Consider the following 13,395-nt stretch of genomic DNA (forward strand, 5'->3'; position numbering starts at 1 on the left):
GTAGCATAGTTACCATAATTAGGAGGGATTATGATGAGATTTATGTTGATTGTGAAAGCTACAGCTGATTCAGAGGCAGGGGCTGCTCCAAGTGCTGAGTTAATTGAGGCCATGCAAAAGTATAATGAGGAACTGGTGAAAGCTGGAGTGCTGCTCGCAGCTGATGGATTAATGCCAAGCGCAAACGGGATTCGCATTTCGTATCCAGAGCCTGGTGGCAAGCCTAAAATCACGGATGGCCCGTTCACTGAAGCGAAAGAAATTATAGCGGGCTATACCTTGATTGAGGTGAAGTCGAGGGAAGAAGCATTGGAATGGGCGATGCGTATGCCCGATCCGCACGGAAATGGACAAGGAGAAATTGAGCTTCGACAGGTATGGGATATAGCGGACTTAATGGACAATCCAGAAACACTGGCAAAAGAAGAAGCGCTGCGCAATCAAATCATGGAGCAGCAAAAGGCGTGAATAGATCTCAAGCACATCGAGCCATTGATGCGATCTGGAGATTGGAATCGGCGAAGCTGATCGCAGCATTAACAAGAATGGTGAGAGATGTCAGTCTAGCAGAGGACCTAGCTCAAGACGCTCTGGTGATTGCGCTGGAAAAATGGCAAGAGAACGGCATTCCGGACAACCCAGGCGCATGGCTGATGACAACTGCGAAACGACGTGCAATTGATCTCCTGCGTCGGAATAAGGTTCGTGATCAGAAGTATGCGGAGGTAGCCCGCAGCGATCATGTATATACAGAGAAGGAGATCGAATCCGCTGTAGACGGAGAGATTGAAGACGACTTGCTTCGCTTGATCTTTATGACCTGCCACCCGGTGTTGTCACAGGAAGCGAGAGTAGCTTTAACGCTTCGCCTGTTATGCGGACTTACAACAGATGAGATTGCGCGATCGTTTGTTAGTGCAGAGTCTACGATTGCTCAGAGGATTGTTAGAGCCAAGAAAACGCTCAGCGCGAAGAAGATTCCATTTGAAGTGCCTGCTGGAGTGGAGCTCCAGGAACGAATGTCCAGCGTACTTGAAGTGATCTATTTGATGTTCAATGAAGGATATTCTCCGACCTCTGGCAAGCATTGGATACGTCCGCTGTTATGTCAAGAAGCGCTGAGACTCGGGCGAATGCTAGCAGAAATAGCTCCGAGTGAACCTGAGGTGCATGGACTGGTTGCGCTCATGGAAATTCAATCATCACGGCTGAAAGCTCGAATGAACGCTAAGCATGAACCTGTTTTGCTTATGAATCAGAACCGTGCGCAATGGGATCAGCTGCTGATTCGACGCGGATTAGCGGCATTGGAACGGAGCCGTAAGCTGGGAAGAACGTTAGGGCCATATGCCCTTCAGGCTGCGATAGCGGCTTGTCATGCACAAGCCCCGACTGCGGAAGAGACGGAATGGCCGAGAATTGCAGCGCTGTATGAAGCGTTGTCGCGGATATCTCCGTCGCCTATCGTTGAACTAAATCGTGCTGTGGCAGTATCGATGGCATTCGGTCCAGCTCTCGGACTAATCATCGTCGATGCGTTAGTTTCACAGCCTTCATTGCAAAGCTATCACTTGTTGCCCAGTGTGCGCGGGGATCTTTTGGTAAAGCTCAAACGGTATGAAGAGGCCTGTGAAGAATTTGAACGAGCAGCGTCTCTTACCCGCAATGAGCAGGAGCGAGCGCTGCTAAAGCATCGTGCGACTGAATGCAAAGCTTACATCGTGAAGGGAGGGGACGACCGTGCGCTTTATTTTGATGGTCAACGCGACTGAATATTCAGAGGCCGGCGTATATCACAGTAACGATTTTATAAGAGAAATGATTGCTTACAAGAAGGTGCTAACTGAAGCTGGGGTGCTCCTCGCTGCTGAAGAGATTCAACCAAGCTCTACCGGAATTAAAATTACGCATTTATCTTGTGGTAAGGAACCGGAGCTACGAGCAGGTCCTTTCCCAGTGGAGCAAGCGCTTATCTCGAAGTACTTCTTAATTGAAGCTGAGTCGGAGACGGAGGCGCTCAATTGGGCGTTACGGATGCCAATTCAGAAAGAATTTGGCGAAGTGACAATTGAAATGCGGAGGATAGAAGAAATGTTCAATTCAAAAAAGAGTTCTAGGCTAAGGGCTATGGAAGCGGATTTGGCTGATCAATTAACGATGCTAAGGGAGAGTAGATGATGAATCAAGATGTAACGAATTACATGGATGAAATTAACGAGCTATGGCAAAAGGAACTGGCTGTTCAACTGCGTGAGGCTGTTCATCGTGCCATTCCGGATGTGCAGGAGCGTATTCAGTACAAAAAGCCCCATTTTTTGAAACATGGAAAGTATGCCGCTGTCATCTCGATATCTAAAGAGGCTGTTAGTTTTACGATCTTCCATACCGCTGGTTTGGAGCTTCCCGAAGAAATGTTCGACGGGCCGCCTGAACGTAAAACAGCGAAATTTAAAAAGGGAAGCACGTTGGATGCTGGAGTACTTGAAGCTTGGGTGAAACAAGCTTCAAGTACACTTTAAACCTGCTGTCTAACTAAGAATAGCTGCTTACTTAAAACGATTGAAGTATAAGGTCATGTAGGAAAGGGAAATGCTGATTTCATGAGGGATGATTGTTTAATTTTTTCCAGAATAGCGGATTGTTTAGGCATTGCATAAAAACTTTGTCGCTTCATGATAGAAAATTTTTTTAAATGAATTTATCTTCCTCGCCGAATGTGCTAAATTAATTAAGGTGTGATTACATACAACTAGAGGGGGATTTATATATTGGACTGGCAGGATTTGTTATTCAAATTTGTAGGGGGTCTCGGGATCTTCCTGTTCGGTATTAAGTACATGTCGGACGGGCTTCAAAAAACAGCCGGAGACAAAATGAGAGGTATATTGGAAAATATACGTCTAACCCGATACTAGGTGTGCTTGTCGGTATTGTTGTCACCGTTTTGATTCAATCATCAACAGGTACGACTGTAATGGCGATAGGGCTTGTTAACGCGGGTCTTATGACACTAAGACAAGCGATAGGAGTCGTGATGGGTGCCAACATCGGGACAACCATGACTGCTTTTATCGTCGGGATTAAAATTGAAGATTATGCGCTGCCTATTATTGCAGTAGGTGCATTCTTCTTGTTCTTCCTAAGTAAAAAACGCTATCAGTACATTGGGCAAATCATATTCGGCTTCGGTACGTTATTCCTCGGCCTAGGTACGATGGGCGGCGGCTTGAAGCCGCTGCGTGAGCTTCAGGCGTTTACCGACTTTATGGTAGATCTTTCGCACCAGCCTGTTCTTGGACTAATCGTTGGTACCGTATTTACGATGATCGTGCAGAGCTCCAGTGCGACGATCGGGATTTTGCAGACGATTGCCGATGAGGGCATGGTCAGTCTATTGGGGGCACTGCCAATTTTGTTTGGCGACAACATCGGTACAACGATTACCGCAGTACTTGCTTCTATCGGAGCATCAGTAGCAGCAAAACGTACAGCGCTTGTCCATGTTATCTTCAATGTTGTCGGATCAATCATATTTGTCATTCTTCTACATCCAGTCCATAACCTCGTGCTCTGGCTTGGAGAAGGTGTGAATATTCGGATGCAGATTGCCTATGCACATGGTCTGTTCAATACGGCTAATACACTGATCTTCCTGCCACTCATTCCTGCACTGTCCTGGATTGTGACGAAAGCGATTAGAGGCAAAGTAGATGAGCTGCAATTTAAGGCGATTTATCTCGATGATCGTCTGTTAGCTACACCAGCGATGGCGCTTGGTCAGGCACAGCATGAGATTTTACGCATGGGACAATACGCGCAGCAAGCGCTCCAGGATGCAACCGGATTTTTCTTCAACCAGGATTCGAAATCCGCAGAGAAAGCTATTCAGAAGGAAGAGCTTGTCAATGAGCTGAACCGAAAGATTACCGATTACATTATGAAAATTCATCAAAAGGGCTTATCTCCAGGTGAATCAGAAAATGCAACTGGCTGGTTCCAAACGATCAGTGATCTTGAGCGAATCGGTGATCATGCTGAAAATATTGTTGAGCTTGCGGAATTCCGTATGACGCATAAGCTAGACCTTTCGGCAGATGCAGAAGCAGAGCTTAAAATTATGATGGAGGTAGCGGATCAAGCGGTTACGAAAGCGCTAATTGCACTTGAGCATCATGATGCAGCGGCTGCTGAAGAGGTACTGAGCCTTGAATCCAAGCTGGATGAGCTAGAGACAGAATACCGCAAAAACCACATCCAACGTCTCAATCAGAATCTATGTTCAGGTGGAACAGGCACCATTTATTTGGATCTATTAACGAATTTGGAGCGAATCGGCGACCATAGCAAAAATATTGCACAGTTCGTTCTATGGAAATAGTGACAAAATTAATGAAAAGGCATATTAACTTTGTGTAAATTTCAAAGTTAATATGCCTTTGTTATTTGTAAAGCTCCTGATGGGATAGATTATCGCTCTGGCAATCGCTCAGTCGTTCTTTAGTTTTGAGAGAATGTTAATGACTCGAAACATAAACATTACACCTTTTCTTTCATAAGCAAAGTCGTTGAAATTACCAATAATGTAGGTCTCATATTCAGGATGATAGAACATGTATGCCCCCGTTGCGCCAGCTACTCCCCAAACCTTCCACTTCTTGGGCATAAGTAGTGGAATGCTTTTAAATTGCATGGTGCCTAAACCGTAGTCGATCCCTGGCCCGTATTTGGCTGGATCATTTTTCATCCTATCAAGTGTTTCCTTTTTCACAAGCTGATGGTTTACCAGTGCTTTCATGAAGGTTAACAATTCAGCGGTTGGTGCGACGACACCGCCTCCACTATAGTCCAGACCAGCGTATCCAACGTGATCGATCATACGAGTACCTTTTATATAAAAATCCGCCACGGGCTGCTCAGACTGAAACTTGGGCCGTGAGTAATGAAGCATAAATGAATGGTTCATATTCAAGGGCTCATAAAGATACGTTCGAAGCACATCATGGAAAGGCTTCTCTGTTATGTTTTCTACGATTAAGCCTAATAGAAGATAGTTGGTATCCGTATACTTAAAACCACCTCCAGGTGGAAATTCCGGCTGCAAATGCTGCTTCGCCCAAGAAATAGCCTGCTGGGGAGTTATACGGTATTCTGGATCATTCAACGCATGCTCCAATAAAGGCCAAAAATAATCGTTCAAGCCTGATGTGTGCTGTAGCAGCTGCCTGATGGTTATGTCGTTGGAGTAATCAATTCCATTATACACATGCAATCCGTTCATTACGTCATCGTCCAAATACCGCGAAATCTTGTCATCCCAAGACAGCTTTCCTTCTTCTGCAAGCATGCACACAATTGTCGAAGTGAACAGCTTGCCTACACTGGCCATGTAATTCGGTTGTTGTGGAGAAGCGGGTGTATTGTTAGTTGATCCTGCCGCAATATTGATATCCAGACCATATTTTTCTGAATGAACGAGTAAGTAAATATTTTTCAGTCGGGGATCTTTTTTTAATTGTTTCACTAGCAAGGCTTCTACTTTAGAGATGGCTTTAGTTTTATTCATTTTTCCACTCCTTGTTTAATAAGGCTTTACAACTTGGAAATCAATGTATAATATATTATATAACAAACGATATATAACATTCGATATTTAATTAAAAAAAGATCGAAAAATGAATCGTACAGTTGATATAGCACAGATGTGATAGGAGAGAGAGTATGCCGCCAAAAAAAAAGTTTTCAGCTGAACAAATTGTCGATGCCGCATTTAATATTGCGAAAACAGAAGGAATGGACAGCATCACGATAAGAAAGGTTGCGGAGCAATTAGGAAGCTCGATCGCACCGATCTACGTCAATTTCACTGATGTAGAGGAGCTCAAGCGAGCGGTCATGAAGAAGGTGAGCCAAATGGGGAATCAAATGCTTCACGAGCAGCAGACTGGAAGCCCATTTGCTGATATAGGGGCTGCCAGTTTACAGTTTGCGATGGAGTATCCTGTATTGATCAGAGATTTGGTGATGAAGCCGAGCGACTATTTAGAGGATTACGATCAGGACATGGGCGCTCAGCTCGTTGCGCATATGAAGCTTGACCCGGAGCTAGAGGGATTTGACGATGAGGAGCTTAAACTGATTTTACTCAAGATGAGAGCCTTTCAAACTGGATTGACCTTGATGGTAGTCAACGGACAGCTTCCAGCTCTTGATCTAAACGCGATGAGGGAAATGCTCAATAGCGCAGCTGAAGATGTGGTTTTAGCTGCTAGATTGCGCAAGCAAGCAGAGGATGAGTAACGTGCAATAATAGGGTATAAGGAGGGGAGGAGAACGATGAACATGGAAGTGCTTGCACGAGAAATCGAGCAGAAGCTTGTAAGCAGGGTTAACGCCGATCCTAAGCTGCACAATGTGTATATGCTAGTGCACTCTGACCGCTTGAATATTCACTTTCCTATCGCAGCGGGAACAACCGATCATGTAGCTGCTAACCCGAGTCAGCCCTTTCATACGGCAAGTGTAGGGAAAATGTTCACGTCAGTGATCATCGCTAAACTCATCGAACAAGGCAGAGCTAATCTGGAGGACCCTATCGAGCAGTACTTGCCCACCGCTCTGCTGAAAAATTTGCACATTTATAAGGGGAAGGAATACACGTCTCATATTCAAATTAAGCATTTGTTAAGTCATACCTCAGGACTGCCTGATTTCTTTGAGGATAAGCCGAGGCGGCAGCGAGCCTTTATGCAAGAGGTGATCGATCAACCATCACGCTTATGGACACCTGAAGAAACCGTGCAGTGGTCCAAAGAGCATTTAACACCACACTTTCCGCCGGGCAAGGGGATTCATTATACAGATACCGGGTACAATTTGTTAGGACTGATGATTGAATCTATTACGGGTAAGCGTTATGCAGAGATGCTTCGTGAATGCATATTCGAGCCGCTTCATATGAATCATTCATACTTATCCCATTACTCCGAGCCTTCTGTCAAAAACGAATATCCTATTGCGAACCTGTTTATGGACGATATCAAAATTAATGTTAATGAATATCGCAGCTTTAGCAGCTTTTTTGCAGGGGGACAGACGGTTTCGACCTTGGAAGATATGCTGATTTTTATGAAGTCACTTGTGCAGCATCAACTTATTAAACAAGAAAGCTTGGATCGTATGCAGAGCTGGACAAAAATGTGGGTAGGGATGAAGTATGGACATGGACTGATGAGACTTCAATTTATTCCATTCACCCAAAAGTATGTCGCTTGGGGGCATCTGGGAGCGAGTGGGGCCTTCGCGTTGTATTTGCCGAAGTTGGATGTCTACTTGATAGGAAGCTTTAATCAAACGACATACCGTTCCAAAAGCATGAATTATTTATTCTTCAACGTTATTCGCAATCTGTCTAAAATTATAGTATAGCTATATGGCGTAAGGGGCAGTGTCAGCTCGGCTGATGCTGCTTTTTTATATTCAAGCTTATTTATCGTAGATTATAGCTGCCTTAGTCGTTACAGGAAAATAATGTAATTCCTCCGTTGAGACAGGCTTTGAATTAAAGGATACAGTTAATTTCTTTGTTAGTGGGCTCCTGCTCTTATCTGAACAGTCTTGACTGTATCTGCCTTCCTGCAGCTTCTTGCTTCTTATCAATAAAATTCACAACCGTTGAAGCGATGTAATTTGGCTGACGATTGTTTCGCGATGGTTTCTTAAAAGCTCCACAAGATCAGGATGATCTGAAGGGTCTGCTTCTGCTGACACCATTAGAAATGGCCGCATATCCTCCAGTGCCATTCCAGTTTTCTTCAAACAGGAGATGAGCTGGATCGTGTCAATATCTGTCTCCCTGTAAATGCGATGTCCGTTATCTTTTCTTTCTGCGAGCGGCAGCAAACCAATCATGAAACAGGAAAGTTTTTGATGAAAGGTCAAGTAACCGATCTAACATTCAAAGAGCATGGGCTGAGCGTTCTTGAGAAAATTACGTATATTTATGAGCATGAATTTCTTAGCGGTCACATGTAAGGCACAGACAAAGGGACTTAATAAAAAAAGAGATCAATAAAAAAAGGCGTGAACAGAAGTCCTTATCTTCGACTTTCTGGCACGCCTTTTTGAATGGTTACATACGTTCAGGAATTATGCTTGCTATGCAAAGAACGTTACCTCGTCATGGTGGGGCGCAAGCCTGATGAATCAATTCAAACTTTTCATTTTCTCGCAGACCCTGTGTTCTAGTTCGCCAATCGTGGTGAGTTTACTTTCTGTTGTACATGAACTCGACTAACCAGCTTAATGCCCGCCTAAATTTATGTTGGGCAGATGGGCGATGGCACAGCCCAAATAGCTAACAGAACATATAATGAAACAACTTCTTATTAGGAGAAAAGCTATGAAAAGCTGGAACTCAATGTCTGCGGCAGAAAAGTTAGGGTTGGTTGCTGCTGTTGTAACACTCCTGGGTGATGTCACGGCTGTAGTAGCCTTGCTTGCAGCCTCAGGGGATTCTGAAAGCTCCAATAATACGGGCAGTTCAAGAAAATCACAAAACTCAGGAAGATCGAGGAGCTCAAGCAGCTCAAGGAATCTGAAGGAGAAGAGCATAGTAGAGGTAAAAAACACAGTGAGGAAAAAACGCACTGCGAGAAACTACAGCAAACCGAGATCGAGTCAAGCAACTGGGAAACCCAAAAAATCTAGCAGCTCAAGGAGCTTGCGCAGATAGTGAATTGCATGCAGATAACACAAAGGAGAGATCGTGATGAAAGATTGGGAATCGATGTCAGATTCAGAAAAAGCAGCCCTAATCTCAGCTGTTATTCTTGTTTTAGGCGATGTCTTAGCTATTGCAGCTTTGATTGTCGGAATTAGTTCAAGCAGCGATACCGGCACAACGAGTGAACAGGATAGTGCGGAACATCTCATTCCTATAAGCAACATATGATTCTTCTTATTCCGCAATAACGGCTTTTTGACGATAAATGAGCTAATTGGCGATGTACATGTCGTATATTAGTTGTATCGTATAACGGCAGGAGTGGAAAGAGATGGAGGATCAATGCCAGATCATCATTCAGGATGAATATGATCAGCTTGTCAAGCAGGATAAGCATTTTCCTGCATTTGTAGAAAAGCTTGGGATCAATGATTTAACCGATGAAATGGTGCGTAAAGCGATCGCAACGAGCGGGACGAGCATCGTATTTGCTATTATCGTTGAGGTCAGCGGCTTTGCATTCTACACTACAGCGACATCGCTTGTGGCGACCTTTGCGGGCTTGTTTGGCCTTACGCTGCCATTTGGGTTTTATACAGGACTTACCTCAACAATAGTGGTATTAGCGAATCGGCTATTTATTGTTCCATTACTGCTTGGTGGAGGAATTCTATTTAGAGGAAGCGGCGCAGCTGGCTAAGACCAAGAAAGAAGAAGAGCAGGAACGGGACAAGCATCAAGCAATCGTGAAGCAGAAAAATGAGCAGCTAGGAGCAGAAGATCACGTTATTCGAGAAAGAGCATTACGGATTAACTGATCTCATGACAGCGAATCAGCTTGAAGAAACGAGCTAGGAGAGACCAGTTATGGTGATTTCAAATCAACAGTTTGGGAAGCATTGGGAGAAATGTTAACTGGACTCCGATGCAATGGTAGGGGGTGTTCAGATCGTCAGTTTTAGTTTTGCTGACTCTCTGGACACCCCCTATGTTGTACTACGAGGTTACGGCATCTGGATCAATGCCTCTCGTTTCCTTGCCCCAAAACAATACGGCAGCTACTCCGATCAAGATCGACACGAAGAAGATAGTGAAAATAGTAGGCAAGGACACATTGGCTGCAACAAGCATTCCTACCAGAAAAGGTCCTAGAACGCCGCCAATACGGCCAAATGCAGCTGCAAAGCCAACGCCTGTTGCTCTTGCTTCCGTAGGGTAAAGCTCTGGCGTATAAGCATACATGCCGCCCCAAGCACCAAGATTGAAAAACGACAGCAGCGCACCTGACAGGAGAAGAGTGACCTCCGTCTCAGCTAATCCGAACCATAGTGCACAGACTGCGGTGAAAAACAAATAAAGCACGAGTACGAATTTTCGACCGAATTTCTCGATAAAGTAGGCTGCTGTAAAATAACCTGGCAGCTGTGCCAGCGTCATTAGCATGACATACTGAAAGCTTTTCACCAGCGTAAAGCCCTTTAACACCATGACAGAGGGCAGCCACAAAAACATGCCATAATACGAGAAGACGACGGTAAACCAGAGAATCCACAATACGAATGTAGAGCGACGGTATGGCTTGGACCATATAAAGGAAATGCGCTGCATGAAGCCCAGCTTTTTTTCCTTTTTCTGATTGATATAGCGAGGAGAGTCCTCGATGTTTCGTCGCAGGTATATCGCGTAAAAGACAGGAAGGGCGCCAATGACAAAGGCAATTCGCCATCCATACTCAGGGATTACAAAATAAGAAATAACGGCTGCAACAAGCCAGCCAGCAGCCCAGAAGCTTTCCAGGATGACGATCACTCTTCCGCGCTCCTTCACAGGGACTGATTCGGAAACGAGTGTAGACGCAACCGGCAATTCTCCGCCTAGACCAACACCTGCAAAAAAACGAAGCACGCACAATACGAAAAAGCTTGTTGCGATAGCAGATATTCCTGTTGCCAGTGAAAACAGCACTAAAGTACCGAGCAATATCGCTTTGCGTCCGTAGCGATCAGCCATCGCACCGGCAAGTGCAGCCCCAACAGCCATTCCAATTGAATTTATAGCAGTCAGCAAGCCTACCTGATCGGCTCCCAAATTCCAAGAAACAGCCAGAGCGGCAATAATAAAGGACAGCATCCCGATATCCATTGCATCGAACAGCCAACTAATTCCTGCATTAATCAGCAGCTTGCGCTGCTTGGCATCTTTCATAAATTTAAACAATATATTCTACTCCCTCTAGTATGTAGTCCTAACTTCATTATGAACGAAATTATTTCCTATTATGACGAGAACCTTGAATTTCCGCAATATGAACATTGTTATAGCTATATCTAAACTGCGAAACTAGATTGCAGAGCTTACTCATGCAAAGGATCATCATGCTCAATTTCGGTATTAATTTGATTCAACAGAAGCCACTTTTAATGGATAGATCGGCGACTAGTTGAATATATCAAAAGAGAGCTTTAATTGGCTTAATCATATTGAAGGGATGGGATAAGGCATGTTAAAGCGCAAATACGAGGCGCTACAACAAATTTTGCGAGAAATGAAATCAGTTGTTGTAGCTTTTTCAGGAGGAGTAGACAGCACATTCCTGCTAAAGGCGGCAGTGGATACATTAGGAGCGCAGCATGTATTGGCGGTGACGGCAGATGCTGAAGCCTATCCCACGAGCGAATTGGAAGAAGCGAAGCGCTTGGCTGCTTTAATAGGAGTTCGTCATGAAGTGATCGAGGCACCTGCGCAGCAGCAGACAGATGATGCTGCGCCTATGAAAATTCAATGCTACTTCTGTAAGAGCAGCTTGTTTGAGCAGCTAATATCGCAGCTCGAGCAGCGGGGCTTCAGCAACATTGTATATGGTGTTGTCGCAGATGACAGCAATCAGCATCGACCTGGCATGCAGGCTGCCAAAGCCCGAGGAATTCGCGGGCCTTTGCTTGAGGCCGAGCTGCAGAAGCAGGATATTCGCGAGCTGTCAAAGCAGTTTGAATTGCCAACCTGGAATAAGCCTTCATTTGCCTGTTTGTAGCAATTATGATTGAATAATATATAGGGTGAAAAAGCTGGTAGTATAAGAGACTAAGATTGATAGAAGCCCTGGAGTTGTAACCGATACGTACTGGATTAGGATTATACAATATGAGAGATGAAAAGGAATTATGATGATGGCTAAACAATTTATTATTGGATTGGATCTGGGAACCACAAGTGTAAAGGCATGTATCTTTAACCGTAAAGGCAGCTTGATCGCTTGTGTAGAGGAACGAATCATATCTTATTACCCGAAGCAAGGATGGGCTGAGCAGGATGCTGTTGAAATTGAACAGCTTGCCGTTAAAGCGGTTCGTGCTGCGATAGAAGAAGCTAATATTGGTAAGGATGAGCTGATCGCACTTTCATTTTCGGCGGCTATGCATTCCTTGCTAGCTGTTAACGAGCAGGGCATTGTTATATCGCCTGCTATGATTTGGGCAGATGGTAGAGCAGCAGAACAAGCAGATGCGATGACCTCCACGATGAAGCAGGTGGTCTATGCCCGAACAGGAACGCCGCAGCATCCAATGACACCTTTTATGAAGCTGCTATGGATGAAGGAGAACGATTATGAGCCGTACATACAGGCGGCTTATTGGATGTCAATTAAGGAATATCTCATATATCACTGGACGAATGAGCGTGTCATCGACTATTCGATGGCTTCCGCGACGGGCCTGTTTAACCCTACTGAATTGAACTGGGATCCGCAAGTGCTCGACTTGGTTGGAATTGAAGCGAATCAGCTATCTCGTATCGTGCCGCCGACGACTGTGCTTCCACCAGTGAAGCCGGACATTGCTGCAGCAATGGGCATATCGCCAGCTCTACCGCTAGTCATAGGTGCTGCTGATGGTCAGCTTGCGAATCTTGGCAATGGCGCCATTTTGCCAGGTGAGGTTGCCGTGTCGGTCGGCACAAGCGGAGCGATCAGACAGTTTTCCGATGTTGTCAAGCTAAGCGATAAGCAGGAAACATTTTGCTATGCATTCACGAAGGATCAATATATTATTGGCGGCCCGACTAATAACGGAGGGATCGTTGTACAGTGGCTGAAGGAGCTGCTTGAGGATGAGCGCGACTTTGGAGAGTTTTTGCGAGATGCAGAACAGGTAGCGCCAGGAGCAGAAGGACTGTTGTTTCTGCCCTACATCAATGGAGAACGTGCGCCAATTTGGAATCAGCATGCGAAGGGCAGCTTCTACGGCGTAACGGTAACCCATAAAAAAGCTCATTTTATACGCGCGGTATTGGAGGGCATTACGTTCAATTTGTACCAAATTCATCGAGCGCTCACAACGCCTGAACAATCCATTCGTAAAATCTACGTCAATGGCGGGTTGTCGCGTTCTCCGCTGTGGCTGCAAATGATGGCTGATGTGTTCAATGCTGATATCTACGTGTCTGAGAACCATCACGGAGCAGCCTGGGGAGCGGCGTGGACAGGACTCGTAGCGCTAGGCGAAGTTCAATCTTTTCAGGAGATTAAAAATAATATTCCAAAGGGAACTGCCACCAGTCCTCAGCCTGAACAGGTAAAGCAGTATGCAGCATTGTTTGCGAGCTACGAGCGCTTAGGTCAAGCGATCCACCCTTTATACCATTAACCTTTCATGATATTAAATAGAATAAGATAA

General features: G+C 45.0%; 13 protein-coding genes and 1 pseudogene. 11 read left to right on the plus strand and 3 right to left on the minus strand.

The genetic code is table 11. The features are described from left to right. The first annotated feature begins 33 nt into the window (after positions 1-33). From ACFP56_RS13095 to ACFP56_RS13115, 5 genes and pseudogenes are all read left to right on the plus strand, one after another. On the plus strand, positions 34-468 hold the full coding sequence (locus tag ACFP56_RS13095; protein WP_379235156.1) for a YciI family protein: 435 nt from the start codon (positions 34-36) through the stop codon (positions 466-468). After that, positions 465-1,772 (plus strand): RNA polymerase sigma factor, encoded by a 1,308-nt coding sequence (locus ACFP56_RS13100; RefSeq protein ID WP_379235158.1) that lies wholly within the window; start codon positions 465-467, stop codon positions 1,770-1,772. The genes ACFP56_RS13095 and ACFP56_RS13100 overlap by 4 nt, the downstream gene beginning before the upstream one ends. Further along, positions 1,741-2,178, plus strand: a complete 438-nt coding sequence (locus ACFP56_RS13105) for a YciI family protein (RefSeq protein ID WP_379235160.1) — start codon at positions 1,741-1,743, stop codon at positions 2,176-2,178. Before ACFP56_RS13100 ends, ACFP56_RS13105 begins: the two co-directional genes overlap by 32 nt. After that, entirely contained in the window at positions 2,178-2,519 is a 342-nt protein-coding gene (locus tag ACFP56_RS13110) for a DUF1801 domain-containing protein (RefSeq protein ID WP_379235162.1), read from the plus strand. Before ACFP56_RS13105 ends, ACFP56_RS13110 begins: the two co-directional genes overlap by 1 nt. 249 nt (positions 2,520-2,768) lie before the next feature. Beyond that, positions 2,769-4,378: pseudogene (locus ACFP56_RS13115) on the plus strand (Na/Pi cotransporter family protein). Between the two features lie 108 nt (positions 4,379-4,486). Here the strand turns inward: ACFP56_RS13115 and ACFP56_RS13120 are convergent. After that, complete coding sequence (locus ACFP56_RS13120) at positions 4,487-5,563, minus strand: serine hydrolase domain-containing protein (RefSeq protein WP_379235164.1); 1,077 nt, start codon at positions 5,561-5,563, stop codon at positions 4,487-4,489. Positions 5,564-5,718: 155 nt separating this feature from the next. On the opposite strand from ACFP56_RS13120, the gene ACFP56_RS13125 reads away from it, so the two are divergent. Both ACFP56_RS13125 and ACFP56_RS13130 read left to right on the plus strand, forming a co-directional pair. Then, positions 5,719-6,297 (plus strand): TetR/AcrR family transcriptional regulator, encoded by a 579-nt coding sequence (locus ACFP56_RS13125; protein ID WP_379235166.1) that lies wholly within the window; start codon positions 5,719-5,721, stop codon positions 6,295-6,297. A 36-nt stretch (positions 6,298-6,333) separates the two neighbouring features. Beyond that, positions 6,334-7,425, plus strand: a complete 1,092-nt coding sequence (locus ACFP56_RS13130; protein WP_379235168.1) for a serine hydrolase domain-containing protein — start codon at positions 6,334-6,336, stop codon at positions 7,423-7,425. A gap of 237 nt (positions 7,426-7,662) precedes the next feature. Here ACFP56_RS13130 and ACFP56_RS13135 read toward each other — a convergent pair whose 3' ends face one another. Beyond that, complete coding sequence (locus tag ACFP56_RS13135; protein ID WP_379235171.1) at positions 7,663-7,908, minus strand: MerR family DNA-binding protein; 246 nt, start codon at positions 7,906-7,908, stop codon at positions 7,663-7,665. Between the two features lie 859 nt (positions 7,909-8,767). Here ACFP56_RS13135 and ACFP56_RS13140 point away from each other — a divergent pair. Together ACFP56_RS13140 and ACFP56_RS13145 are read left to right on the plus strand one after the other, a co-directional pair. Further along, the gene (locus ACFP56_RS13140) at positions 8,768-8,950 is read left to right on the plus strand and encodes a hypothetical protein (protein WP_379235173.1); all 183 of its coding nucleotides are present in this window, start codon (positions 8,768-8,770) and stop codon (positions 8,948-8,950) included. A gap of 103 nt (positions 8,951-9,053) precedes the next feature. Beyond that, complete coding sequence (locus ACFP56_RS13145; protein WP_379235175.1) at positions 9,054-9,422, plus strand: hypothetical protein; 369 nt, start codon at positions 9,054-9,056, stop codon at positions 9,420-9,422. Between the two features lie 296 nt (positions 9,423-9,718). On the opposite strand, the gene ACFP56_RS13150 is transcribed toward ACFP56_RS13145, so the two are convergent. Then, positions 9,719-10,927, minus strand: a complete 1,209-nt coding sequence (locus ACFP56_RS13150; RefSeq protein ID WP_379235899.1) for an MFS transporter — start codon at positions 10,925-10,927, stop codon at positions 9,719-9,721. Positions 10,928-11,222: 295 nt separating this feature from the next. On the opposite strand from ACFP56_RS13150, the gene ACFP56_RS13155 reads away from it, so the two are divergent. After that, positions 11,223-11,753 carry a 7-cyano-7-deazaguanine synthase gene (locus ACFP56_RS13155; RefSeq protein WP_379235177.1) on the plus strand — a complete coding sequence of 177 codons (531 nt, stop codon included), beginning with the start codon at positions 11,223-11,225 and terminating at the stop codon, positions 11,751-11,753. A 136-nt stretch (positions 11,754-11,889) separates the two neighbouring features. Then, positions 11,890-13,365 carry a gluconokinase gene (locus ACFP56_RS13160; protein ID WP_379235179.1) on the plus strand — a complete coding sequence of 492 codons (1,476 nt, stop codon included), beginning with the start codon at positions 11,890-11,892 and terminating at the stop codon, positions 13,363-13,365. The last annotated feature ends 30 nt before the right edge of the window (positions 13,366-13,395 follow it).

Source organism: Paenibacillus septentrionalis (assembly GCF_042659865.1).
Lineage (GTDB): Bacteria > Bacillota > Bacilli > Paenibacillales > Paenibacillaceae > Pristimantibacillus > Pristimantibacillus septentrionalis.